The organism is Modestobacter sp. I12A-02662 (genome assembly GCF_041028325.1).
Lineage (GTDB): Bacteria > Actinomycetota > Actinomycetes > Mycobacteriales > Geodermatophilaceae > Modestobacter.
Window position 1 is genome coordinate 301,835 of sequence record NZ_JABGDE010000005.1, and the last position, 24,017, is coordinate 325,851.

Sequence of the window (24,017 nt, forward strand, 5' to 3'; positions counted from 1 at the left end):
CTGATCGATGGCCGCCCGATCCAAGGCGCGCAAGCGCGCGGTCGACGTCCTCTACGAGGCCGACCTGCGCCGCAGCGACCCGCTCGCGGTGCTCCGTGACCGGGTCGCCGACGGCAACCCTCCGGTGCCGGAGCACGCCGTCCGGCTGGTGGAGGGCGTGGTCGAGCAGCAGCCGCGGATCGACGAGCTGATCGAGCAGCACACCCGCGGCTGGTCGCTCGATCGGCTGCCCGACGTGGACCGGGCCATCCTGCGGATGGCGGTCTACGAGCTGCTGTGGGTCGACGACGTCCCGGACGCCGTGGCGATCGACGAGGCCGTGGAGCTGGCCAAGGCGCTGTCCACCGACGACTCGCCGGCCTACGTCAACGGCGTCCTCGGCGCGATCGTCGCCTCGGAGATCCCCACCTGAACAGGACCCTCTGCCACCTACGCCCGACGCGGGCCCACGCAGCGGGGCCGCACGCGGAACGGCCCGCCCCCGGGACCGGGGGCGGGCCGCTCGCGTCCGTTCAGCGGGGAGCGCGGCGGCGGTCCCAGCCGTTGTCCTCGGCGGCGTCCTCGGTGGCGTAGCCGATCCCGTCGGCGCCGGGGGAGAGGACACCCCACTCGATCAGCCGGGTGGTGAGCTCGTCGGGGCTCATGTCGTAGATGATCGCCAGCGACTTCAGGTCCTCCGCGCGGATGGAGAGGACCTTGCCGTTGTAGTCGTGCCGCTGCGCCTGGATGGTCGACGCGTAGCGGGCCAGCGGGCCGGCCTCGTCGGCGGGCAGCGAGCCCAGCGACTCGAGGTTCAGCACGATCTTGGTGCTCTTGGTGACCGCCGAACTCGGCCGCGGGTCGGGCAGCAGCTCGGACACCGGCACGCCGTAGAACACGGCGAGCTCGGAGAGCCGCTGGACGGTGACCGCCCGGTCGCCACGCTCGTAGGACCCCACGACCACGGCCTTCCAGCGGCCGTGGGACTTGTCCTCCACGCCCTGCAGCGACAGACCCTGCTGGTTGCGGATCGCCCGGAGGCGGGCGCCCAGCGCCCGGGAGTAGTCGGTGCTCATCGGCTCTGCTCACTGACTGTCGTTGGAAGGGGGCGGCGTTCGTGACGCAGAGTACCGACCAGGCCAGGCATGCGACAGTCCAGCGGCTCTCTTCCGGAACTTCTGCACGGAACGGACGCGGCGAGGGTCACATCCGGTGGTGCAGTACCGTCGTCAACGGTCCCGCCTCCAGGTCGACACGCGTGTCGGTCACGGAGGGCTCCTTTAACGACCCGTCCAGTGAGGCGGGGAAGGAGGCCTGATGACCATGTCATCTGAGCTGTCATCTGATCTGCCCGCACCGCCCCCCTTGCTGACCGGCGACGACGTCGCCCGGGTCGTCGACCGGGTGGCCCACCAGCTGATCGAGCGGGCGGCGAGCTCCGCCCCGGCCGGGGCCGCCGACGGCGGTCTGGCCGACCTGGTCCTGGTCGGCATCCCCACCCGCGGCGCCCCGCTGGCCCGCCGGCTGGCCGCCCGCATCGAGGCGTTCACCGGCACCGCGGTCGACGTCGGCACCGTCGACATCACCCTTCACCGCGACGACCTGCGCACCCGCGGGGTGCGGGCGCTGGAGGAGACCCGGCTGCCCGCGGCGGGGATCGACGGGCGGCTGGTCGTCCTGGTCGACGACGTCCTCTTCTCCGGGCGCTCGGTGCGCGCCGCCCTCGACGCGCTGCGCGACCTCGGCCGCCCGCGCGCGGTGCAGCTGGCCGTGCTGGTCGACCGCGGCCACCGGGAGCTGCCCATCCGCGCCGACTACGTGGGCAAGAACGTGCCCACGTCGCGGGCGCAGCAGGTCCGGGTGAAGCTGGCAGAGGTGGACGGCGTGGACGAGGTCCGGGTCCTGGACGGTGGTGACCGGTGAGGCGACATCTGCTGGAAGCCGCGGACCTGGACCGGGCCGACGCGACGCTGGTCCTCGACACCGCCGCGCAGATCGAGGCCGCGCTGACCGGCCGCGAGGTCAAGAAGCTGCCCACGCTGCGCGGCCGCACGGTGGTGAACCTCTTCTTCGAGGACTCCACCCGGACCCGCATCTCCTTCGAGCTGGCGGCCAAGCGGCTGTCCGCCGACGTCATCAACTTCTCCGCCAAGGGCAGCAGCGTCTCCAAGGGCGAGAGCCTCAAGGACACCGCGCTCACCCTGGAGGCGATGGGCTCGGACGCGATCGTCGTCCGGCACCCCGCCTCCGGCGCCCCGCACCGGCTGGCCCGGTGGGTGCAGGGCAGCGTGGTGAACGCCGGGGACGGCACCCACGAGCACCCGACCCAGGCGCTGCTGGACGCGTACACGATCCGCCAGCGGCTCGGCCGGCTCGACGGCGTCCGGGTGGCGATCGTCGGCGACGTGCTGCACAGCCGGGTCGCCCGGTCCAACGTGCGGCTGCTGTCCGCCCTCGGCGCCGAGGTCGCCGTGGTGGCACCGCCGACGCTGCTGCCGGTGGGCGTGGGCAGCTGGCCGGTGACGGTCAGCTACGACCTGGACGCCGTCCTGCCCAAGGCCGACGTGGTGATGATGCTGCGGGTGCAGGCGGAGCGGATGAACGCCTCGTTCTTCCCGAGCGCCCGCGAGTACAGCCGGCGCTACGGCCTGGACGCCCGCCGGATGGCCGCGCTGCCCGACGAGGCGATCGTCATGCACCCCGGCCCGATGAACCGCGGCATGGAGATCGCCGCCGAGGTCGCCGACTCCGCCCGCTCCACGATCGTCGACCAGGTCAGCAACGGCGTCACCGTGCGCATGGCCGTCCTCTACCTGCTCCTGGGAGGGAGTCCCTCATGAGCGTGATCATCAAGGGCGCCCGCCCGTACGGCGAGGACGCCGTCGACCTGCTGCTCACCGACGGCACGATCACCGCGATCGGCGACCGGCTCTCGTCCCCGGGCGCCGACGTGGTGGACGCGGCCGGGCTGGTCGCCCTGCCCGGCCTGGTCGACCTGCACACCCACCTGCGCGAGCCCGGCCGGGAGGACGCCGAGACCGTCGAGACCGGCAGCCGCGCCGCGGCGCTGGGCGGGTTCACCGCGGTGCACGCGATGGCCAACACCGACCCGGTGGCCGACACCGCCGGCGTGGTCGAGCAGGTGTGGCGGCTCGGCCAGGAGGCCGGCCTGGTCGACGTCGTCCCGGTGGGGGCGGTGACCGTCGGGCTGCGCGGGGAACGGCTGGCCGAGCTCGGCGCGATGGCCGACTCCGCGGCCCGGGTGCGGGTCTTCTCCGACGACGGGCACTGCGTCGCCGACCCGGCGCTGATGCGCCGCGCGCTGGAGTACGTGAAGGCCTTCGACGGCGTCGTCGCCCAGCACGCCGAGGAGCCGCGGCTCACCGTCGGCGCGCAGATGAACGAGGGCGAGCGCTCCGCCCGGCTCGGCCTCGGCGGCTGGCCGGCCGCCGCCGAGGAGGCGGTCATCGCCCGCGACGTGCTGCTCGCCGGGCACGTCGGCGCCCGGCTGCACGTCTGCCACGTCTCGACGGCCGGCTCGGTGGAGATCCTGCGCTGGGCCAAGGGCCGCGGGGTGCAGGTGACCGCCGAGGTCACCCCGCACCACCTGCTGCTCACCGACGAGTGCGCCGAGACCTACGACCCGGTGTTCAAGGTCAACCCGCCGCTGCGCACGGAGGCCGACGTGCAGGCCCTGCGGGAGGGTCTGGCCGACGGGACGATCGACGCGGTCGGCACCGACCACGCCCCGCACGCGGTGGAGGACAAGGAGAGCGAGTGGGCCGCCGCCCGGCCCGGGATGCTCGGCCTGGAGCAGGCGCTGTCCGTCGTCCTGGAGACGATGGTCGCCCCCGAGCTGCTCGACTGGCGCGGCGTGGCCGACCGGATGTCGGTGCGCCCGGCGGCCATCGGCCGCCTCGGCTCGCACGGGCGGCCGCTGGCCGTCGGCGAGCCCGCGAACCTGCTGCTGCTCGACCCCGCGCACCGGGCCGCCGTCGACCCGGCCGCGCTGGCCAGCCGCAGCCGCAACAGCCCCTATGCCGGCCGGGAGCTCCCCGGCCGGGTGGTCGCCACGTTCCTGCGGGGCCAGGCGACCGTTCTGGACGGGAAGGCACTCAAGTGACAGAAGCGCTCCTCGTGCTCGAGGACGGGCGCACGTTCCGCGGCGAGGCCTACGGGAAGCTCGGGACGACGGTGGGTGAGGCGGTCTTCGCGACCGGCATGACCGGGTACCAGGAGACCCTCACCGACCCCAGCTACGCGCAGCAGATCGTCGTGATGACCGCGCCGCACATCGGCAACACCGGGGTCAACGCCGAGGACGACGAGAGCCGCCGCATGTGGGTGGCCGGCTTCGTCGTCCGCGACGCCGCCCGCCGGCCGGCCAACTGGCGGGCCACCGGCAGCCTGGACGACGAGCTCGTGGCGCAGGGCGTCGTCGGGATCAGCGGCCTGGACACCCGCGCGCTGACCCGCCACCTGCGCGACCGCGGCGCGATGCGCGCCGGGATCAGCAGCGAGGGGCTGTCGGCCGAGGAGCTGCTGGCCCGGGTGACCGCCAGCCCGCAGATGACCGGCGCCGACCTCGCCCCCTCGGTGAGCGCCGACCAGCCGTACGTCGTCCCGGCGATCGGGGAGAAGCGGTTCCAGATCGCCGCGCTCGACCTCGGCATCAAGACCGCGACCCCGCGGTCGCTGGCCGAGCTCGGCGTGGAGACCCACGTGCTCCCCGCCACCGCCACCGCCGCCGACCTGCTCGAGCACGGCATCGACGGCGTCTTCGTCTCCAACGGCCCCGGCGACCCGGCGGCCGCCGACTACGCGGTCGAGGCCGTCCGCGGCGTGCTGGAGGCGCGCCGACCGCTGTTCGGCATCTGCTTCGGCAACCAGATCCTCGGCCGCGCGCTGGGGCTGGGCACCTACAAGCTGCGGTTCGGCCACCGCGGGCTCAACCAGCCGGTCCTCGACCGGGTCAGCGGCACGGTGCGGGTCACCAGCCACAACCACGGCTTCGCCGTCGACGCGCCGCTGGACCGGCCGGTCGACACCCCGTTCGGGCCGGTCGAGGTCAGCCACGTGGGCCTCAACGACGACGTCGTGGAGGGGCTGCGGCTGCTGGAGGCCCCAGCCTTCAGCGTGCAGTTCCACCCCGAGGCCGCCGCCGGCCCGCACGACGCCAACCCGCTGTTCGGTCGGTTCGTCGACCTGATGGCCGCATCGAAGGAAGGCAGCGCGGTGACACCACCACCGGTCGTCGAGTCGAGCACGGGGGAGCACGCCTGATGCCCAAGCGCAGCGACATCGGCCACGTGATGGTGATCGGCTCCGGTCCGATCGTCATCGGGCAGGCCAGCGAGTTCGACTACTCCGGCACCCAGGCCTGCCGGGTGCTCAAGGCCGAGGGGCTGCGGGTCAGCCTGGTGAACAGCAACCCGGCGACGATCATGACCGACCCCGAGGTCGCCGACGCCACCTACATCGAGCCGCTCACCCCGGACTTCGTCGAGCGGGTCATCGCCGCCGAGCGCCCGGACGCGCTGCTGGCCACCCTCGGTGGGCAGACCGCGCTCAACATCGCCATCGGGCTGTACGAGAACGGCGTCCTGGACAAGTACGGCGTCGCGCTCATCGGCGCCGACGTGGAGGCGATCAACCGCGGCGAGGACCGGCAGATGTTCAAGGACATCGTCCGCTCCATCGGCGCCGACGCCCCCCGCTCGCGGGTCTGCGCCTCGGTCGAGGAGGCGCTGGAGACCGCGGTCGAGGTCGGCTACCCGGTCGTGATCCGGCCGAGCTTCACGATGGGCGGGCTCGGCTCGGGCATCGCCACCGACGAGCCGATGCTGCGCCGGATGGCCGGGCACGGGCTGGCCGACTCCCCGGTGCACACCGTCCTCATCGAGGAGTCGGTGCTCGGCTGGAAGGAGTACGAGCTCGAGCTGATGCGCGACCGCAGCGACAACGTGGTCGTGATCTGCTCGATCGAGAACATCGACGCGATGGGCGTGCACACCGGCGACTCGGTGACCGTGGCCCCGGCGATGACCCTCACCGACCGCGAGTACCAGCAGATGCGCGACGTCGGCATCGCGGTGCTGCGGGCGGTCGGGGTGGAGACCGGCGGCTGCAACATCCAGTTCGCCGTCCACCCGGAGACCGGCCGGCTGGTCGTCATCGAGATGAACCCGCGGGTCTCCCGCTCCAGCGCGCTGGCGTCGAAGGCCACCGGCTTCCCGATCGCCAAGATCGCCGCGAAGCTGGCGATCGGCTACACCCTCGACGAGATCACCAACGACATCACCGGGGTCACCCCGGCGTCGTTCGAGCCGGCGCTGGACTACGTCGTGGTGAAGATCCCGCGCTTCGCCTTCGAGAAGTTCCCCGGCGCCGACCCTCGGCTGACCACCACGATGAAGAGCGTCGGCGAGATCATGGCGCTCGGCCGCAACTTCACCGAGGCGCTGGGCAAGGCGATGCGGTCCACCGAGACCAAGGCCGCCGGGTTCTGGACCGGTCTGGAAGACGGGTCCAGCGCCGAGGAGCTGCTCGAGGAGCTGCGCACCCCGGTCGACGGGCGGCTGTACCTGGCCCACCGGGCGCTGGCCGCCGGCGCCACGGTCGAGCAGGTCGCGCAGGCCAGCGGCTTCGACGCCTGGTTCGTCGACCAGATCGCCCTGGTGGACGAGGTCGGCGAGCAGGTGCGGGCCGCCCCGGCGCTCACCCCGGAGCTGCTGCGCCGGGCCAAGCGGCACGGCCTGTCCGACCGGCAGGTGGCCGCGCTGCGTCCGGAGCTGTCCGGTGAGGACGGCGTCCGGCTGCTGCGCCACCGGCTGGGGATCCGCCCTGTCTACAAGACCGTGGACACCTGCGCGGCCGAGTTCGCCGCCCGCACGCCCTACCACTACTCGTCCTACGACGAGGAGACCGAGGTCGAGCCGCGGGAGAAGCCGGCGGTGCTCATCCTCGGCTCCGGCCCCAACCGGATCGGCCAGGGCGTCGAGTTCGACTACTCCTGCGTGCACGCCGTGATGGCACTGCAGGACGCCGGCTACGAGGCGGTGATGGTCAACTGCAACCCGGAGACCGTCTCCACCGACTACGACACCGCCGACCGGCTGTACTTCGAGCCGCTGACCTTCGAGGACGTCCTCGAGGTCGTCGACGCCGAGCGGGCGGCCGGGCCGGTCGCCGGGGTCATCTGCACCCTGGGCGGGCAGACCCCGCTGGGCCTGGCGCAGCGGCTCAAGGACGCCGGCGTCCCGGTGCTCGGCACGGCTCCCGAGGCGATCGACGCCGCGGAGGACCGCGGCGAGTTCTCCCGGGTGCTGCACGACACCGGGCTGCCCGCGCCCAAGCACGGCACCGCCACCACGTTCGCCGAGGCGCGGGAGATCGCCGCGGCGGTCGGCTACCCGGTGCTGGTCCGCCCCTCCTACGTGCTGGGCGGCCGGGGCATGGAGATCGTCTACGACGACGCCACGCTCGAGTCCTACATCACCAAGGCCACCGACGTGAGCACCGACCACCCGGTGCTGGTCGACCGCTTCCTCGAGGACGCGATCGAGATCGACGTCGACGCGCTCTACGACGGCACCGACCTGTACCTCGGCGGGGTCATGGAGCACATCGAGGAGGCCGGGGTGCACTCCGGCGACTCGGCCTGCGCCCTGCCGCCGATCACCCTGGGCGGCGCGGACCTGGCGCACATCCGCACCGCGACCGAGGCGCTGGCCGCCCGGATCGGGGTGCGCGGGCTGATGAACGTCCAGTACGCGCTCAAGGACGACGTCCTCTACGTGCTGGAGGCCAACCCGCGCGCCAGCCGGACCGTGCCGTTCGTCTCGAAGGCCACCGCCGTGCAGCTGGCCAAGGCCGCGGCGCGGATCGCGGTCGGGCAGACCATCGCCGAGCTGCGGACCGCCGGGGTGCTCCCGGCGACCGGCGACGGCGGCGAGATGCCGGCCGACGCGCCGATCGCGGTCAAGGAGGCCGTGCTGCCCTTCCACCGGTTCCGCACCGTCGAGGGCCACGGCGTGGACACCGTCCTCGGCCCGGAGATGAAGTCCACCGGTGAGGTGATGGGCATCGACGCCGAGTTCGGCACCGCGTTCGCCAAGTCGCAAGCCGCCGTCTACGGGGACCTGCCCACCACCGGCACGGTGTTCGTCTCGCTGGCCAACCGGGACAAGCGCTCGGCGATCTTCCCGGTGAAGCGGCTGGCCGACCTCGGGTTCACCGTGCTCGCCACCGTCGGCACCGCGCAGGTGCTGCGCCGCAACGGGGTGGCCTGCGAGGTCGTCGGCAAGTTCTCCGAGGGGCCGGGCAACGTGGTCGAGCGGATCCTCAGCGGCGACGTCGACATCGTGGTGAACACCCCGTTCGGCACGCCCGGCAACAGCGGGCCCCGCCTGGACGGCTACGAGATCCGCGCCGCCGCGGTGACCGCCGGGATCCCCTCCATCACCACCGTGCAGGGCCTGGCGGCGGCGGTGCAGGGCATCGAGGCGCTGCGCCGCGGGCACCTCGGCGTCCGCAGCCTCCAGGACCTGCACCGCGCGCTCGCCGAGGCCGGCTCGTGACCAGCGGCCATGTTGGCCAACATGGCCGCGCGCTCCTGACCGAGCCGGCGCCGGTGGCGGAACGGCCGCCGGTGCAGCGGGTGGTCGAGGTGGCCGGACGGCGGCCGGTCGGGGCGTACGTCGAGCTGACCCTGGCCGCGCCGGAGGTCGCCGAGCGGGCGGCGCCGGGGCAGTTCGTGGCCTTCGCCGTCGGCGGGCCCGCGTCGGCCATGCTGCTGCGCCGGTCGATCGCGATCGCCGGCGCCGCCGACGGTCAGGTCACCGTGGTCGTCTCCCCGCACGGCGCCGGGTCCACCTGGCTCGCCGGGCTGCGGCCCGGGGACGCCGTGGACGTCGTCGGCCCGCTCGGCCGGCCGTACCCGATGCCCTCCCCGGGCACCCCGGCGCTGCTGGTCGGCGGTGGCTACGGTGCCGCGGCGCTGGTCGGGCTGGCCGGGGAGCTGCGGGCCGCCGGGTCCCGGGTCGCGGTGGTCTCCGGCGCGGCGAGCGCGGACCGGCTGTGCTCCGGCGAGGAGCTCACCGCGCTGGCCGATCCGTTCGTGGTGACCACCGACGACGGCAGCGCCGGTCGCCGCGGCTGGGTCACCGACGCCGCCGCCGAGCTGGTCGGCGGGGTCGGGGTGGTCTACGCCTGCGGGCCGATGGCGATGCTGCGGGCGGTGGCCGAGCAGGCGACCGCGGCCGGGGTGCCCTCCTACGTCGCGGTGGAGGAGTCGATGGCCTGCGGGATCGGGGTGTGCATGACCTGCGTGCTGCCGGTGGTCGGCGCCGACGGGCAGACCCGGTTCAGCCGGTCCTGCACCGAGGGGCCGGTGTTCGGCGGGGACCGGGTGCGGTTCGCCGACGTCGGGACGCTGACCGCCGACGTGGTCGGCGCCGACGCCATGGGGGTCGTGGCGTGACCGCCGTCCAGACCGGCCATGTTGGCCAACACGGCCGGCTCGTCGACATGTCCACGGCCCTCGGCTCGGCCGCGATCCCGAGCCCGGTGCTCACCGCCTCGGGGTGCTCGTCGTTCGGCCGGGAGCTCGAGCCGTTCGTCGACCTCGCCGCGATCGGCGCCGTGGTCACCAAGTCGGTGCAGCTGCGCCCCCGGTCGGGCCGGCCGACCCCGCGGATGGCCGAGACGCCCAGCGGGATGCTGAACTCCATCGGCCTGCAGGGGCCGGGCATCGACGGACTGCTGGCCGAGGAGCTGCCCTGGCTGGCGCAGCGCGGCGCCCGCGCGCTGGTGTCGATCGCCGGCACCCGGGTCGAGCACTTCGCCGAGCTCGCCACCCGGCTGCGGGGCGTGCCCGGGGTGCTCGGCATCGAGGTCAACATCTCCTGCCCCAACGTCGAGAGCCGGGGCGAGGTGTTCGCCTGCGACCCGGTCGCGGCCCGGGACGTGGTCCGCGCGGTGCGCGAGGCGGCTGACCCGGCCCAGCCGGTCTACGCCAAGCTCAGCCCGGACGTCACCGACATCGTCCCGGTCGCGGCCTCGTGCGCCGACGCCGGCGCGGACGGGCTCTCGATGATCAACACCCTGCTCGGGCTGGTCATCGACCCGGACACCATGCGGCCGGTGCTCGGCGGGGTCACCGGCGGCCTGTCCGGCCCGGCCGTCCGCCCGGTCGCGCTGCGCTGCGTGTGGCAGGTGCACCAGGCGCTGCCCGGGGTGCCGATCCTCGGCATGGGCGGCATCCGCACCGGGCTGGACGCGCTGCAGTTCGTGCTCGCCGGCGCCAGCGCCGTCTCGGTGGGGACGGCGGTCTTCAACGACCCGTCGGCGCTGACCCGCATCTCCACCGAGCTGGCCGCGGCGCTGGCCGAGCGGGGCTTCGCCCGGCTCACCGACGCCGTCGGGTACGCGCACCGGTGAGCGGGTCGTTCGGCGCCCGGCTGGCCGACGCGGTCGCCGCCCGGGGCCCGCTGTGCGTCGGGATCGACCCGCACGCGTCGCTGCTGGGCAGCTGGGGGCTGACCGACGACCCGGACGGGCTGGCCCGCTTCACCGACGCGGTGGTGGACGCGCTGGCCGGGCACGTCGCCGTCCTCAAGCCGCAGCTGGCGTTCTACGAGCGGCACGGGTCCCGGGGGATCGCCGTCCTGGAGGACGCCGTCGCCCGGGCCCGTGCGGCCGGCGCCCTGGTGCTGCTGGACGCCAAGCGGGGCGACATCGGCTCGACGATGGACGCCTACGCCGACTACCTCCGCCCGGACCACCCGCTGGCCGTCGACGCGCTCACCGTGAGCCCCTACCTGGGGCCGGGGTCGCTGCAGCCGGCGGTCGACACCGCCCGGCAGCACGGCGGGGGGCTGTTCGTCCTGGCCCGCACCTCGAACCCCGATGCCGGCACCCTCCAGCACGCGCTGGTGGGGGAGCGCAGCGTCGCCCAGGTCGTGGTGGACACCGTGCGCGGCTGGAACACCCCGGACTGGGTGGTCGGGGACCCGCTGCCCGACGTCGCCGCCGTCCGGGACGCCGCCGGCCGCTGGGGGCCGGGCACGGGGGCCTTCGGCGTCGTGGTGGGGGCGACGCTGCGCGACCTGGACGTCGACCTCGACGGGCTGGGCGGCCCGGTGCTCGCTCCCGGGCTCGGCGCCCAGGGCGGCTCGGTGGCCGACCTCCGCCGGTTGTTCGGCACCGGCACGGCCGTCGTCCCGACCGTCTCCCGTGACGTGCTGTCCGCCGGCCCGGAGGCGGCCGCCCTGCGCGCGGCGGCCGACCGGTGGACGGCCGAGCTCGGCGGATGAGGCGGGCCGGGCCGCGGGAGCCCGGCCGGCGCACGCAGCGGTCCTGATCGAGGGGTGCCCGATCGGGCGCTGACCCGACGTCACCGTCCGTGTGCGACGTGTGTATGGCAGCACCGTGGCGGCTACAGCACACCTGTCCACGACAGTTGGCGGAGGGGCTGGCGACACCGGGCGTTCTCGCTTGGCTAGGTTGTCGCCGAGGCTCACACCGCGGGCCGCACGCGTACGACGTCCACCCCGAGAAACCGCCGGTCCAGTGGCCGGCACGATCACGATTGGGTTGCTCCGTGCCCCTTCCCGAGTTGTCCCCCGAACAGCGTGCCGCAGCCCTGGAGAAGGCGGCTGCGGCCCGCAAGGCCCGTGCCGAGCTGCGCGAGCGGCTCAAGAGCAAGGGCGCCACGGTCGGTGACGTCCTCAAGCAGGGTGAGACCGACGAGGTGATCGGCAAGATGCGCGTCTCGGCGGTGCTCGAGTCGCTGCCCGGCGTAGGCAAGGCCCGGGCCGCCAAGATCATGGAGCGGCTCGAGATCTCCCCGACGCGGCGGGTGCGGGGGCTCGGCGCCAACCAGCGCAAGGCGCTGGAGGCCGAGTTCGGCGGCGAGAAGGTCGAGGCCGACCAGGTCCCCGAGGGCGCCGTCTGAACGGTCGCCGCGGTGGTCCCCGACCACTCCGGTGCGATGATCGACCAGTGCGAGAACTGACCCGCGCGCGGCTGACCGTGCTCTCCGGTCCCTCCGGCGTCGGGAAGGGGACCGTCGTGGCCGAGGTCCGGCGCCGGCACCCGGAGGTCTGGGTGTCGGTGTCGGTCACCACCCGCGAGCCCCGCCCGGGCGAGGTGGACGGCGAGCACTACTGGTTCGTCGACGACGCCTTCTTCGACTCGTTGATCGCCGACGACGGGCTCCTGGAGTGGGCGTCCTACGCGGGCAACCGGTACGGGACCCCGAAGGCGCCGGTCGACGAGCAGCTGGCCGCGGGCTCGCCGGCGCTGCTGGAGATCGAGCTGCAGGGTGCCCGGCAGGTCCGGGAGCGCGCACCGGAGGCCCAGCTGGTGTTCCTCGCCCCGCCGTCGTGGGCCGAGCTGGTCAGCCGGCTGGCCGGCCGGGGCACCGAGGCGCCCGAGGTGCAGTCCCGGCGGCTGGCGCTCGCGCAGGCCGAGCTGGACGCCGCGGGGGAGTTCGACGTGGTGGTCGTCAACGACGACGTGGCCAGGGCCGCGGACGAGTTGGTAGGCTTGCTGACTGCGCCGCCGCCCGAAGAGCGTCGGACCGGCTGACGGCCGGCCGACACGCGCGCGGTCACCACTGAACTGAAGGAGCACGCTCGCCCGTGTCCGGAGTCGCACCCGCCCCTGAGGGCATCACCAACCCGCCGATCGACGAGCTGCTCGAGCGCACCAGCAGCAAGTACGGCCTGGTGATCTACGCCGCCAAGCGCGCGCGCCAGATCAACGCCTACTACAGCCAGCTCTCCGAGGGCCTGCTGGAGTACGTCGGCCCGCTCGTCGACACCGCGCCGCAGGAGAAGCCGCTGTCGATCGCGCTGCGCGAGATCAACGAGGGCCTGCTGACCCACACCGCCGGCGAGAACTGATCAAGGACCCAGGTCCTCCTCGCCCCTCGCAAGCTCGGGGCGAGCCTCTGGACCGGGGCCACGGCTGGTGGCGTCGCTGTCGGCCGTTCCGCCCGTTGTGATGACGGAGCCCCCGGCCCGCGCCGGGGGCTCCGTCGTGTGTGGAGGATGGACGGCATGAGCCGGATCGTGCTGGGCGTGGGCGGCGGCGTGGCCGCCTACAAGTCGGCGCTGCTGCTGCGCGCGCTGACCGAGGCGGGACACGACGTGCGCGTCGTCCCCACCGCCTCGGCGCTCCGCTTCGTGGGCGCCGCGACGTTCGAGGCGTTGTCCGGTCACCCGGTGAGCACCGAGGTCTGGGACGACGTCCCCGAGGTGGCGCACGTGCGGATCGGGCAGCAGGCCGACCTGGTCCTGATCAGCCCGGCCACCGCCGACCTGCTCGCCCGCGCCGCCGCCGGCCGGGCCGACGACCTGCTCACCACCACCCTGCTGACCGCGCACTGCCCGGTCGTGTTCGTGCCGGCGATGCACACCGAGATGTGGCTGCACCCGGCCACGCAGGAGAACGTGGCCACGCTGCGCCGCCGCGGCTCCGTGGTCCTGCCGCCCGCGGTCGGCCGGCTCACCGGCCCGGACTCCGGCCCCGGCCGGCTGCCGGAGCCCGCCGACGTCGCCGCCCTGGCCGAGGTCGTGCTGGCTGCTGGACCCGCCGCGCTGACCCCGGACCTGACCGGACGGCGGGTCGTCATCAGCGCCGGCGGCACCCGGGAGCCCCTGGACCCGGTCCGCTTCCTGGGCAACCGATCCTCGGGCAGGCAGGGCTGGGCGCTGGCCCGGGTGGCCGCCGCCCGGGGGGCCGAGGTGGTGCTCGTGGCCGCCAACGTGGAGCAGCCGGCGCCCTTCGGGGTCCGGGTCGTGCCGGCCGGCACCGCCGAGGAGCTGCGGACGGCGATGCTGGCCGAGTCGCCCGGCGCGGACGTCGTCGTCATGGCGGCCGCGGTCGCGGACTTCCGACCCTCCTCCGTGGCCGGCGCCAAGCTGAAGAAGGGCAGTGCCGCCGAGCCCACCGCCGTCGAGCTGACCCGCAACCCCGACGTCCTGGTCGAGCTGGTCGCCGCGCGCACGGCCGGCCAGCTCGTCGTCGGCTTCGCCGCCGAGACCGGGGACGCGGAGGGCGACGTGCTGGCCCACGCGCGGGCCAAGCTCGCCCGCAAGGGGGCCGACCTGCTGGTGGTCAACGACGTCTCGGCCGGGCGCGTGTTCGGCCGGTCCGACACCGAGGTCACCGTCCTCGCCGCCGACGGCACCGCGACCCCCGTGCCGCCCGGGCCCAAGGACGGCGTGTCGGCCGGCATCTGGGACGTCGTCAGCACCCGGCTGGCCTGACCGGGACCGCCGCCCGGGGCGGTCGCGGGGGACGTCCGTCGGCTGCCCCCGGTAGCCTCGGGCGACGGGGTCACCCACCACCGGCCGCGGGTGCCGCGCCGGCCACCGAACGCAGGGAGTACCGAGTGCCACGCCGCCTCTTCACGTCCGAGTCGGTGACCGAGGGCCACCCCGACAAGATCGCGGACCAGATCAGCGACTCGATCCTCGACGCCATGCTCGAGCAGGACCCGCGCAGCCGGGTCGCCGTCGAGACGATGATCACCACCGGTCAGGTCCACATCGCCGGTGAGGTGACCACGGCCGGCTACGTGGAGATCGCCGAGATCGTCCGGAGGACCATCCTCGGCATCGGCTACGACTCGTCCCGCAAGGGCTTCGACGGCGCCTCCTGCGGCGTCAGCGTGTCGATCGGCGCCCAGTCACCCGACATCGCCCAGGGCGTGGACACCGCCTACGAGGCGCGCACCGGCGTGGAGGACCGTGCCGCGGCGGCCGAGGACCTCATCGAGCGGCAGGGCGCCGGCGACCAGGGGCTGATGTTCGGCTACGCGGTCGACGAGACCCCCGAGCTCATGCCGCTGCCCATCGCGCTGGCCCACCGGCTGGCCCGCCGGCTGGCCACGGTGCGCAAGGACGGCTCGGTGCCCTACCTCCGCCCCGACGGCAAGGTCCAGGCCACCGTGGTCTACGAGGACGACCGGCCGGTCGCCGTCGACACCGTCGTCGTCTCCTCCCAGCACGCCGAGGACATCTCGATCGAGACGCTGCTCGCCCCCGACGTGCAGGAGCTCGTCGTGGAGCCGGAGCTCGCCGCGCTCGGCCTGCCCACCACCGGCTACCGGCTGCTGGTCAACCCGACCGGCAAGTTCGTCATCGGCGGCCCGATGGGCGACGCCGGCCTGACCGGCCGCAAGATCATCGTCGACACCTACGGCGGCATGGCCCGGCACGGCGGCGGGGCGTTCTCCGGCAAGGACCCGTCGAAGGTGGACCGGTCCGGCGCCTACGCGATGCGCTGGGTCGCCAAGAACGTGGTCGCGGCGGGCCTGGCCCGCCGCTGCGAGGTGCAGGTCGCCTACGCGATCGGCGCGGCCCACCCGGTCGGGCTGTTCGTCGAGACCTTCGGCACCAGCACCGTGCCCGAGGACGTGCTGGAGAAGGCGATCACCTCGGTGTTCGACCTGCGGCCGGGCGCGATCGTGCGCGACCTGGACCTGCTCCGCCCGATCTACGCGCCGACCGCCGCCTACGGGCACTTCGGCCGCACCGACGTCGACCTGCCCTGGGAGCGGCTGGACCGCGTCGACGCGCTGCGCTCGGCCGTCGGCGCTTGATCCACTGACCACGGCTCTGCCGCTCGACGCCCCGGGGACCCGCGTACAGCGGATCGCCCGGGTCGTCGTCGACGTGCCGCTGGCCCACCTGGACCGGCCGTTCGACTACGCCGTCCCCGACGAGCTCGCCGAGCAGGTGGTGGCCGGCTGCCGGGTGCGGGTGCGCTTCGCCGGGAAGCTGCTGGACGGCGTCGTCCTGGAGCTCGGCGACAGCACCGACCACACCGGCAAGCTGGCGCCGCTGGCCAAGGTGGTCTCCAGCGAGCCGGTGCTCACCCCCGAGGTCGCTGCGCTGGCCCGGTCGGTCGCCGACCGCTACGCCGGGTCGATGACCGACGTGCTGCGGCTGGCGCTGCCGCCGCGGCGGGCCGCGCCCGAGAAGCGCCCGGCAGCCGATCCGCCGCCGGCCCCGCCGCTGCCGGACCCGGCCGGGTTCGCCCGGTACCCGACCGGGCCGCAGCTGCTCGCCGCCGTCGCCGGGGGCAACCCGGCCCGGGCGGTCTGGACGGCGCTGCCGGGCGAGGACTGGCCGGCCAGGCTGGCCGAGCTGTGCCAGGCCGCCCTGTCCGGGGGGCGCGGGGCGCTGGTCGTCGTCCCGGACGGCAAGGACCTCGACCGGCTCGCCGCCGCGACGGAGGCGCGGCTGCCGGCCGGCTCGGTCGCCGTGCTGCGCGCCGACGCCGCACCCGACACCCGGTACGCCCGGTTCCTGACCGCGGCCCGGGGCAGCGCGCAGGTCGTGCTGGGCACCCGCGGCGCCGTGTTCGCGCCGGTGCGGGACCTCGGCCTGGTGGTGGTCTGGGACGACGGCGACGACCTGCACGCCGAGCCCCGCGCGCCCTATCCGCACGCCCGCGACGTGCTCGTGCACCGGGCGCACCTGGCCTCCTGCGCCGCGGTCGTGGCCGGCACCGCGCGGACCGCGGAGGCGGCCCTGCTGGTGGAGTCCGGCTGGGCGCACGAGCTGGTCGCCGACCGGGCCACCCTGCGCGCGGCCGCGCCGCGGGTGCAGGCGCTGGGCAGCGACTTCGAGCTGGCCCGCGACCCGGCGGCCCGCTCGGCCCGGCTGCCCACCCTGGCCTTCGACGCGGCCCGGAAGGCGTTGCAGGCCGGCGCGCCCGTGCTGGTCCAGGTGCCCCGGGCCGGCTACGTGCCCTCGCTGGTCTGCGACCGGTGCCGGGCCCCCGCGCGGTGCCCGCACTGCGCCGGCCCGCTGGGTGTCTCCCCGGCACCGGGACCCGGCGGGACGCGCATCGCCGCCTGCCGCTGGTGCGCACGCCCGGCCGCCACGTTCGAGTGCCCGCACTGCTCCGGCACGAAGCTGCGGGCCGCCGTCGTGGGTGAGGCGCGCACCGCCGAAGAGCTCGGCCGGGCGTTCCCGGGGGCGGCGGTCCGGGTGTCCGGGAGCCGGTCCGGAGTGCTCGCCACGGTGCCCGGCGGGCCGGCCCTCGTCGTGGCGACACCGGGCGCGGAGCCGATCGCCGACGGCGGGTACGGCGCGGCGCTGCTGCTGGACTCCTGGGCGCTGCTCGGCCGGGCCGACCTGCGCGCGGGGGAGGAGACGCTGCGCCGGTGGGCCAACGCCGCCACGCTGGTCCGGGCCGGCGGGCAGGTGGTCGTCGCCGCCGACGCCGGGCACCCCGTGGTGCAGGCGCTGGTGCGCTGGGACCCGGCCGGCCTGGCCGCCCGGGAGCTGGCCGACCGGCGCGAGCTCGGCTTCCCGCCGGCCACCCGGATGGCCTCGCTGTCGGCCTCGCCCGCGGCGCTGGCCGACTTCCTGGAGGCACTGCGGCTGCCCGAGGGCGCCGACGTGCTCGGCCCGGTCCCCGAGCCCCCGCGCCCGGGTCAGGAGGGTGAGCGCGAGCGGTACCTCGTCCGGGTGCGGCGCAGCGACGGGCTCGCGCTGGCCAGGGCGCTGCACGACGTCCAGGGCGTGCGCAGTGCCCGCAAGGTCGCCGAGCACGTCCGGGTGCAGCTCGACCCGCTCGAGCTCGCGTAGCTGGGCGGTCAGCGGCCGGCGGCCATCTCCTGCAGCTCGGCCTCGATCGCCGCCTCGCGTTCGGCGTCCGCGCGGGCCCGGTCGGCGGCCAGCCGCCAGTAGACCGGAGCCAGGGCGGCGAGGTGCGCCACCGCGGCGATCGCGCCGAACCACCGGTGCGGGTGCCGCACCCCCCGGCGGGCGAGCCGGTCGCGGACCGGCCGGTCGAGCACCTGCAGCACCAGGCCGACGACCAGGGCGTGCGCGCCGGCGTGCGCCAGCGCGCGCCGTTCGTGCGGCGGGGCGGGGCTGACGGTCCCCGTGGCGCGCTGCTCGCGGAGCATCGCGGGCAGCTCGAGGCTGGCCTGGTCGGCGGTGAGGGCGACGCCGGCGGCGGCCGAGATCAGCACCCGGGGGCGCGACCAGGGCGGCGCCTCCCGGCTGGCCACCAGGCCGCCGACGGCCAGACCCTCGAGCACACTGCTGGCCAGGGCGCGGGCCCGGTGGGCGAGGAGCGAGGTCACGGAGCCACCGTAGGGGCCGCCGCCTACGATCGTCGGGTGAGCGTGACCCCCATCCGGATCATGGGCGACCCGGTGCTGCGCACCCCCGCCGCCCCCGTGGTCGACTTCGACGCCGAGCTGCGGCAGCTGGTCGCCGACCTGACCGACACCATGCACGCCGCCGGCGGGGCGGGCATCGCCGCGCCCCAGATCGGCGTCGGGCTGCGCGTCTTCACCTGGTACGTCGACGGCGAGGTCGGGCACCTGGTCAACCCGGAGGTCACCCCGGTCGGGGAGGAGACCGAGGAGGACGCCGAGGGCTGCCTGTCCATCCCGGGGTTCCGCTTCGACTGCCGCCGGCACCTCTACGTGGCCGCCACCGGCTGGGACATGCACGGGGAGCCGATCCGCGTCGAGGGCTCGCACAAGCTGGCCCGTGCCATCCAGCACGAGACCGACCACCTCGACGGCGTGCTGTTCGTCGACCGGCTCGACGCCGAGGCCCGGGAGGCGGCGCTGGCCGTGCTCCGGGACGCCGCCTGGCAGGGGGAGCAGTCCTACCTCCCCGACGGCCGGCCGGTGTTCCCGCCGGTCGTGAAGGTGAGCCCGCACTGAGGCTGTTGTTCGCCGGCACGCCGGCCCCCGCGGTCGTCGCGCTCGAGGCGCTGCTGGACTCGCGGCACGAGGTGGTCGCCGTCCTCACCCGGCCGGACGCCCCGGCCGGGCGCGGCCGGCGCACCAGCCGGTCGCCGGTCGCCGAGCGCGCCGACGCCGCCGGGATCCCGGTGCTCACGCCCCGCTCCCCGCGGGAGCCGGAGTTCCTCGACCAGCTGCGCGCGCTGGAGGTGGACTGCGCGCCCGTGGTCGCCTACGGCGCGCTGGTGCCCCCGGAGGCGCTGGCCGTGCCGCGGCACGGCTGGGTGAACCTGCACTTCTCCCTGCTGCCCGCCTGGCGCGGCGCGGCGCCCGTGCAGCACGCGATCATGGCCGGCGACGAGGTCACCGGCGCGGCCACCTTCCAGCTGGAGGCCGGGCTGGACACCGGCCCGGTGTTCGGCGTGGTGACCGAGCCGGTCGGGCCCACCGACACCGCCGGCGACCTGCTCGGCCGGCTCGCGGTCAGCGGCGCCCGGCTGCTCGTCGCGACCCTCGACGGCATCGCCGACGGCTCGTTGCGCCCCCAGCCGCAGCCGGCCGAGGGCGTCAGCCTCGCGCCGCGGATCGAGACCGCCGACGCCCGCGTCGACTGGGCGCTCCCGGCGCACGTGGTCGACCGGCGGGTGCGCGGGGTGACCCCCGCGCCGGGGGCGTGGACCACGTGGCGCGGCGCCCGGCTGCGGCTGGGCCCGGTCGAGCCGCTGCCCGACGCGCCGGACCTGGCGCCCGGCGAGGTGTCGGTCGCGCCCACCGGCGTGCTGGTGGGCACCGGCCGCGGTGCCGTCCGGCTGCGCGAGGTGCAGCCGGCGGGGAAGCGGGTGCTGCCCGCCGCCGACTGGGCCCGCGGGGCCCGGCCGGCGCCCGGCGAGAGGCTGGGCGGGTGACCCCGCCGCCCCGCCGGGAGAACCGTCGCCCACCGGCCCGCCGCCACCGGCCGGCGCTCGACGGTGCCCGGCTGACCGCCTACGACGTGCTGAACGGGGTGTCCGGCCGGGCCGCCTACGCCAACCTGCTGCTGCCCCAGCTGCTCCGGGAGCGTGCCGCCGACCTGGCTGAGCGCGACGCGGGCTTCGCCACCCAGCTGGCCTACGGCACGCTGCGGGCCACCGGCACGCTCGACGCGGTGCTGGGCACGCTGGTGTCCCGGCCGCTGTCCGAGCTCGACCCGCGGGTGCTGGACCTGCTGCGGCTGGGCGCCTACCAGCTGCTCGACCTGCGGGTGCCGGCGCACGCCGCGGTCGACACGACCGTCGCGCTGACCCGGGCGATCGTGGGGACCGGTGCGTCCGGCTTGGTGAACGCCGTGCTGCGGAAGGTCGCCGCCGGCGGCGACCGGGCGGCCTGGGTCGCGGCCCTCGACCCCGTGGACGACGACGCCCGGCTCGCGCTGACCACCGACCACCCGCGCTGGATCGTCGAGGCCTGGCGGGACGCCCTGGACGACCCGGCCGAGCTGGAGCCGGCGCTGCTCGCCGACGACGCCGCCCCCGAGGTGCACCTGGTCGCCCGGCGGATCCCGCGGGACGAGCTGGCGGCCCAGGCCGGGGGCGAGCCCGGTCCGTTCTCGCCGTACGCCGTCCGGCTGCCCGGCGGCGACCCGGGACGGCTGCCCGCCGTGCGCTCGGGCCTGGCCGCGGTGCAGGACGAGGGCAGCCAGCTCGCCGCCCTCGCCCTCACCCGCGCTCCGGTCGACGGGCCCGAACGGGCGTGGCTGGACATGTGCGCCGGCCCCGGGGGCAAGGCCGGGCTGCTGGCCGCCGTGCGGCCCGGGGGCGTGCACCTCACCGCCGCCGACCGGGCACCCCACCGTGCCGAGCTGGTGCGCGCCGCCCTGGCCGGCGAGGAGGACGTCGACGTCCGGGTCGCCGACGCCACCGACCCCGACTGGGCGGCGGGCTCGTTCGACCGGGTGCTGCTCGACGCCCCGTGCACCGGCCTGGGCGCCCTGCGGCGGCGGCCGGAGGTCCGCTGGCGGCGGACCCCCGAGGACGTCGCCCCGCTGGTCGAGCTGCAGCACCGGCTGCTGGACAGCGCGCTGGCCGCCGTGCGGCCCGGGGGAGTGGTGGCCTACGTGACCTGCTCGCCGCACACCGCGGAGACCGTCGACGTGGTCGACGCGGCGGCCGCCCGGGACGACGTCGAGGTGCAGCCGGTGGCACCGCTGTTCCCCGACGTACCGGGGGTGGCCCGCGGCGACCACGGGCAGCTGTGGCCGCACCGCCACGGCACCGACGCGATGTTCCTGGCGCTGCTCCGCCGCACCCGCTGAGCCCCGCGGGCCGTCACCCGCACTCGGACGGCTGCCCGGGGTCGGACTCCGCTCCGGTGTCCTCGTCCTGGTCGCCCCCGTCGTCCTGGTCGCCCCCGTCGTCCTGGTCCCCGTCCTCCTGGCGCTGGTCGCCTCCGGTGTCCTCGTCCGGGGCCTGGTCGGCGTCCTCCTCCGCGTCCTCGTCCTGCGCGCGGGCGTCGTCCTGGTCCGCGGATGCGTCCCCGTCCCCGGTGTCCCCGTCGTCCGAGGTCGTCTCGTCCTCGGTCGAGCCGTCGGTGGCGGTGCCGTCGGTGGCGGTGCCGTCGGTGGCGGTGTCGTCCGCCGGGGTCCCGTCGGTGGTGTCGTCCGCCGGCGCCTCCTCGGTCGCCGTCTCCTCGGTCGCCGTCTCCCCGGTCACCGGCTCGGCCGGCGCGGGTTCGGCCGGCGCGGGCTGAACCGGCGCGGGCTGAACCGGCGCGGACTGGACCGGCGCCGGCTGGACCGGCGCGGGGGCGACCGCTTCCGGTCGGCCCGGAGCGGGTGACACCGGCGCCGGCTGGTCCGCGGCGCCGGCACGGGTCGCGGGCACCGGCGGATCGGCCGGGGCCGGCGCCTCGGGGGACCGGGCCGCGGTGTGGACGGGGACGGCCGCGTCGTCCCTCGGGCCGGGGAGCCGCGGGGTGGCGGGCCGCTCGGCGGGGACCGCGGGGGCCACGGCGTGCTCCAGGGGGACCGCGGCCCGCGGGACCGACGTCCGCTCCGTCGGCGGGTCCGGGGTCGGCGGGGGCGGGATGGACAGCGTGCCGGCGGTGGGGCTGCCCGTCCCCGGTGCCACCAACCGGGAGCCGGCCCACGCGCCGATGAGCGTGCCGAGCAGCAGGGAGACGACGAGGACGACGCTGCCGGCCGCGGCGGGCAGCACCGCCCGCACCCCGCGCCGGTGCGGGCGGACGGCGCGGGGTGGGACGTGCAGCACCACGGGCCGGTGCCGCGGATCGGGCGGGCCGGGACCGGGTGCATCGGCGGAGCCCCTGCGGTCGGCGGCGTCCCCGTGCACGGCGCTCACCCCTCGGACACGCCCGCTGGGCGCAGGTGCCGTTCGGCCAGCAGGGCAGCCTGGGTGCGGTCGGACACCCCCAGGCGCAGCAGGATGTTCGTGACGTGGGCCTTGACCGTCCGCTCGGTGATCTGCAGCCGCCGGGCGATGGACTTGTTGGGCAGGCCCTGGCGGACGAGTTCGAGGACCTCACGTTCCCGGTCGGTCAGGCCGTCGAGTCCCGCGTGCCGGCGGACGTCGGTGAGCAGCAGCCGGGCGACCGACGGGTCGATGGGCGACCCCCCCGCGGCCACGGCACGGACCCCGTCGAGGATCCGCTCGCCCCGGGCGTCCTTGAGCAGGTAACCGTCGGCTCCGGCCCTGATCGCCTCCAGCACCCGGTCCGGTTCCTGGAAGGACGTCAGCACGAGCACCCGGACCGGCCGGCCGGTCCCGCGGAGCGCCCGGATGACCGAGACGCCGTCCCGGCCGGGCATGGACAGGTCCAGCATGACCACGTCCGCCGCCGACCGGTCCACCTCGGCCACCACCTGGTCGCCGTCGGGCACCGTGCCGACGCACTCGAGGTCACCGGTGGCGCCCAGCAACGCGGCCAGCCCGCGGCGCACCACCTCGTGATCGTCCACGACGAGGACCCGGATCACCGTTGCACTCCCATGTCGACCCTCACGTCGTCCAGCGGGACCCGCGCGACGATGCGGGTCCCCTGTCCCGGCGAACTCGAGGCCGTCAACGACCCGCCCTGGTCCGCCACCAGGTCGCCCAGGGCCTGGAGTCCCAGGTGCCCGGCCGCTCTCCTCTCGGCGAGCCGAGATCCTTCGAAGCCTCGGCCGTCATCGTCGACCGTCATGGTGGCCTCGGCGGCGTCCACGGCGACGGCGATGTCGACTCGTTCCGCTCCGCTGTGTGCCGCGACGTTGCGCAGGGACTCCTGTGCGCAGCGGTACAGGACCTCCGCGACCGGGCCGGGGAGGCGGTCGAGGTCGTCCGCCTGCACCGACACCTCGACGCCGGTCGCCGCCATCCGGTCGGCCGCCCGGGCCAGTGCCGCCTCCAGCCCCTCCTCCGGCACCCGCTGCTCGCTGAGCTCCAGCAGCAGGGCCCGCAGCCGGCGGATGCCCGAGCGCAGGCCCTCCGCCGTCCGGTCGAGCACCGCGGCGTCCCCGTCCCGGTGGACGCGCGCCAGCCGCTGTGCGTCCAGCTCGTAGACCAGGGCGTGCAGCCCGGGCAGGACGTCGTCGTGCACCTCACCGGCGATCCGGCGACGCTCCAGACCGGTCGCCGCCAGAGCCGCCTCGCGCAGCGCGGACTCCGTCCTGGCGTGCTCCCGCACCCGGCGGGCCAGCCGCCAGAGGAACGGCAGCTGCGCCAGCTGCAGGAGCAGGACGGCACCCAGCGAGACCGGCGCGAAGGCGGTCCACGCCGACCAGGCGACGGGGGCGGCGAGGTCGTCGCGCCGGCCGGTCACCTCCACCAGCAGGGGCGTGCCCCCGGTGGCCTGGACCCCGACGGACGCGCTGAGCTCGTCCCGGGCGGAGCCGTCGGTGGACGCGAGGACGAGGGTGCCCTCCTGGAGGGCCGTGCGCTGGTCGGGCCGCAGCGGAACGGCGGTCGCGCTCGGGTCGTCACTCCAGACGACGTCCCCCTCGCCGTCCCGGACCGCCACCGTCACCACCGGGGCGGTCGTCTCCAGCCGGTCGACCGCCAGGTCCAGCCGGGCCTCGGCCGACGCCGACCCGCCGACCAGCTGCGGCGTCAGCAGGGGGGCGACCACCGACCCGGCCACCACCGCGGCGAGCTGACGGAAGGAGCGCGAGGCCTCCTCCGTGCCGGTGCGCCGGGCGGCCGCGCCGACCGACGGGGCCAAGATGACCGCCGCCACGACGGCGAGGACCACGAACACCGCGACGGTCGCCGTCTCCGACTGCTGCCCGCGGCGGAGAGCCGCCTTCCCCCTGCGCAGTGTGTCGTGCGCCACAGAT

The 24,017-nt window shown here is 75.7% G+C and carries 23 protein-coding genes; 18 read left to right on the forward strand and 5 right to left on the reverse strand.

What is annotated here, in order from left to right; genetic code table 11:
* Positions 1 to 7: 7 nt before the first annotated feature.
* Positions 8 to 412, forward strand: coding sequence for a transcription antitermination factor NusB (nusB, locus tag HL189_RS08985; protein ID WP_369133346.1), 405 nt, complete (start codon positions 8 to 10; stop codon positions 410 to 412).
* 100 nt (positions 413 to 512) lie between these two features.
* Here the strand turns inward: nusB and HL189_RS08990 are convergent, their stop codons facing one another.
* A complete protein-coding gene (locus tag HL189_RS08990) occupies positions 513 to 1,055 on the reverse strand; it encodes a transcriptional regulator (protein ID WP_369133347.1) in 543 nt (180 codons plus the stop codon).
* A gap of 247 nt (positions 1,056 to 1,302) precedes the next feature.
* Between HL189_RS08990 and pyrR the strand changes: the two genes are divergently transcribed.
* The 14 genes from pyrR (at position 1,303) to HL189_RS09060 (ending at position 17,591) form a co-directional block, all read left to right on the forward strand.
* Positions 1,303 to 1,902, forward strand: a complete 600-nt coding sequence (gene pyrR / locus HL189_RS08995; RefSeq protein ID WP_369133348.1) for a bifunctional pyr operon transcriptional regulator/uracil phosphoribosyltransferase PyrR — start codon at positions 1,303 to 1,305, stop codon at positions 1,900 to 1,902.
* Positions 1,899 to 2,819, forward strand: a complete 921-nt coding sequence (locus HL189_RS09000) for an aspartate carbamoyltransferase catalytic subunit (RefSeq protein ID WP_369133349.1) — start codon at positions 1,899 to 1,901, stop codon at positions 2,817 to 2,819. Before pyrR ends, HL189_RS09000 begins: the two co-directional genes overlap by 4 nt.
* Positions 2,816 to 4,102: a dihydroorotase gene (locus HL189_RS09005; RefSeq protein WP_369133350.1), complete on the forward strand. Its 1,287-nt coding sequence runs from the start codon at positions 2,816 to 2,818 to the stop codon at positions 4,100 to 4,102. The genes HL189_RS09000 and HL189_RS09005 overlap by 4 nt, the downstream gene beginning before the upstream one ends.
* Positions 4,099 to 5,262 (forward strand): glutamine-hydrolyzing carbamoyl-phosphate synthase small subunit, encoded by a 1,164-nt coding sequence (gene carA, locus HL189_RS09010; protein WP_369133351.1) that lies wholly within the window; start codon positions 4,099 to 4,101, stop codon positions 5,260 to 5,262. Before HL189_RS09005 ends, carA begins: the two co-directional genes overlap by 4 nt.
* Entirely contained in the window at positions 5,262 to 8,558 is a 3,297-nt protein-coding gene (gene carB, locus HL189_RS09015) for a carbamoyl-phosphate synthase large subunit (RefSeq protein WP_369133352.1), read from the forward strand. The genes carA and carB overlap by 1 nt, the downstream gene beginning before the upstream one ends.
* Entirely contained in the window at positions 8,555 to 9,460 is a 906-nt protein-coding gene (locus HL189_RS09020) for a dihydroorotate dehydrogenase electron transfer subunit (protein ID WP_369133353.1), read from the forward strand. The genes carB and HL189_RS09020 overlap by 4 nt, the downstream gene beginning before the upstream one ends.
* A complete protein-coding gene (locus tag HL189_RS09025; RefSeq protein ID WP_369133354.1) occupies positions 9,457 to 10,419 on the forward strand; it encodes a dihydroorotate dehydrogenase in 963 nt (320 codons plus the stop codon). The genes HL189_RS09020 and HL189_RS09025 overlap by 4 nt, the downstream gene beginning before the upstream one ends.
* Positions 10,416 to 11,294, forward strand: a complete 879-nt coding sequence (pyrF, locus tag HL189_RS09030; RefSeq protein ID WP_369133355.1) for an orotidine-5'-phosphate decarboxylase — start codon at positions 10,416 to 10,418, stop codon at positions 11,292 to 11,294. The genes HL189_RS09025 and pyrF overlap by 4 nt, the downstream gene beginning before the upstream one ends.
* 287 nt (positions 11,295 to 11,581) lie before the next feature.
* Positions 11,582 to 11,935 (forward strand): integration host factor, actinobacterial type, encoded by a 354-nt coding sequence (mihF, locus tag HL189_RS09035; RefSeq protein WP_222263553.1) that lies wholly within the window; start codon positions 11,582 to 11,584, stop codon positions 11,933 to 11,935.
* Between the two features lie 56 nt (positions 11,936 to 11,991).
* Positions 11,992 to 12,570: a guanylate kinase gene (gene gmk / locus HL189_RS09040; protein WP_369133452.1), complete on the forward strand. Its 579-nt coding sequence runs from the start codon at positions 11,992 to 11,994 to the stop codon at positions 12,568 to 12,570.
* Between the two features lie 53 nt (positions 12,571 to 12,623).
* Complete coding sequence (gene rpoZ, locus HL189_RS09045; protein WP_014741310.1) at positions 12,624 to 12,887, forward strand: DNA-directed RNA polymerase subunit omega; 264 nt, start codon at positions 12,624 to 12,626, stop codon at positions 12,885 to 12,887.
* 156 nt (positions 12,888 to 13,043) lie between these two features.
* Positions 13,044 to 14,255 carry a bifunctional phosphopantothenoylcysteine decarboxylase/phosphopantothenate--cysteine ligase CoaBC gene (coaBC, locus tag HL189_RS09050; protein WP_369133356.1) on the forward strand — a complete coding sequence of 404 codons (1,212 nt, stop codon included), beginning with the start codon at positions 13,044 to 13,046 and terminating at the stop codon, positions 14,253 to 14,255.
* A 125-nt stretch (positions 14,256 to 14,380) separates the two neighbouring features.
* On the forward strand, positions 14,381 to 15,592 hold the full coding sequence (gene metK, locus HL189_RS09055) for a methionine adenosyltransferase (protein WP_369133357.1): 1,212 nt from the start codon (positions 14,381 to 14,383) through the stop codon (positions 15,590 to 15,592).
* 52 nt (positions 15,593 to 15,644) lie between these two features.
* Positions 15,645 to 17,591, forward strand: a complete 1,947-nt coding sequence (locus HL189_RS09060; protein WP_369133453.1) for a primosomal protein N' — start codon at positions 15,645 to 15,647, stop codon at positions 17,589 to 17,591.
* Positions 17,592 to 17,599: 8 nt separating this feature from the next.
* Here HL189_RS09060 and HL189_RS09065 read toward each other — a convergent pair whose 3' ends face one another.
* Positions 17,600 to 18,094, reverse strand: coding sequence for a hypothetical protein (locus tag HL189_RS09065; RefSeq protein ID WP_369133358.1), 495 nt, complete (start codon positions 18,092 to 18,094; stop codon positions 17,600 to 17,602).
* 36 nt (positions 18,095 to 18,130) lie between these two features.
* Between HL189_RS09065 and def the strand changes: the two genes are divergently transcribed.
* The 3 genes from def to HL189_RS09080 are packed head-to-tail and all read left to right on the forward strand — an operon-like array spanning position 18,131 to position 20,999.
* Positions 18,131 to 18,688 (forward strand): peptide deformylase, encoded by a 558-nt coding sequence (gene def, locus HL189_RS09070; protein ID WP_369133359.1) that lies wholly within the window; start codon positions 18,131 to 18,133, stop codon positions 18,686 to 18,688.
* 5 nt (positions 18,689 to 18,693) lie between these two features.
* Entirely contained in the window at positions 18,694 to 19,614 is a 921-nt protein-coding gene (gene fmt / locus HL189_RS09075) for a methionyl-tRNA formyltransferase (RefSeq protein WP_369133360.1), read from the forward strand.
* Entirely contained in the window at positions 19,611 to 20,999 is a 1,389-nt protein-coding gene (locus HL189_RS09080) for an RsmB/NOP family class I SAM-dependent RNA methyltransferase (protein WP_369133361.1), read from the forward strand. Before fmt ends, HL189_RS09080 begins: the two co-directional genes overlap by 4 nt.
* A 13-nt stretch (positions 21,000 to 21,012) precedes the next feature.
* Here HL189_RS09080 and HL189_RS09085 read toward each other — a convergent pair whose 3' ends face one another.
* Genes HL189_RS09085 through HL189_RS09095 form a run of 3 tightly spaced genes read right to left on the reverse strand, consistent with a single transcriptional unit; the run spans position 21,013 to position 24,013 of the window.
* Positions 21,013 to 22,044, reverse strand: a complete 1,032-nt coding sequence (locus HL189_RS09085; protein WP_369133362.1) for a hypothetical protein — start codon at positions 22,042 to 22,044, stop codon at positions 21,013 to 21,015.
* On the reverse strand, positions 22,041 to 22,679 hold the full coding sequence (locus HL189_RS09090; RefSeq protein WP_369133363.1) for a response regulator: 639 nt from the start codon (positions 22,677 to 22,679) through the stop codon (positions 22,041 to 22,043). Before HL189_RS09090 ends, HL189_RS09085 begins: the two co-directional genes overlap by 4 nt.
* Positions 22,676 to 24,013: a sensor histidine kinase gene (locus HL189_RS09095; protein ID WP_369133364.1), complete on the reverse strand. Its 1,338-nt coding sequence runs from the start codon at positions 24,011 to 24,013 to the stop codon at positions 22,676 to 22,678. The genes HL189_RS09090 and HL189_RS09095 overlap by 4 nt, the downstream gene beginning before the upstream one ends.
* Positions 24,014 to 24,017 lie beyond the last annotated feature (4 nt).

What these genes read in the sequence shown, in the direction of transcription:
- carB (WP_369133352.1), top strand. Translation starts at nt 5,262, where the DNA reads ATGCCCAAGCGCAGCGACATCGGCCACGTGATGGTGATCGGCTCCGGT.
- pyrR (WP_369133348.1), top strand. Translation starts at nt 1,303, where the DNA reads ATGTCATCTGAGCTGTCATCTGATCTGCCCGCACCGCCCCCCTTGCTG.
- nusB (WP_369133346.1), top strand. Translation starts at nt 8, where the DNA reads ATGGCCGCCCGATCCAAGGCGCGCAAGCGCGCGGTCGACGTCCTCTAC.
- coaBC (WP_369133356.1), top strand. Translation starts at nt 13,044, where the DNA reads ATGAGCCGGATCGTGCTGGGCGTGGGCGGCGGCGTGGCCGCCTACAAG.
- HL189_RS08990 (WP_369133347.1), bottom strand. Translation starts at nt 1,055, where the DNA reads ATGAGCACCGACTACTCCCGGGCGCTGGGCGCCCGCCTCCGGGCGATC.
- HL189_RS09005 (WP_369133350.1), top strand. Translation starts at nt 2,816, where the DNA reads ATGAGCGTGATCATCAAGGGCGCCCGCCCGTACGGCGAGGACGCCGTC.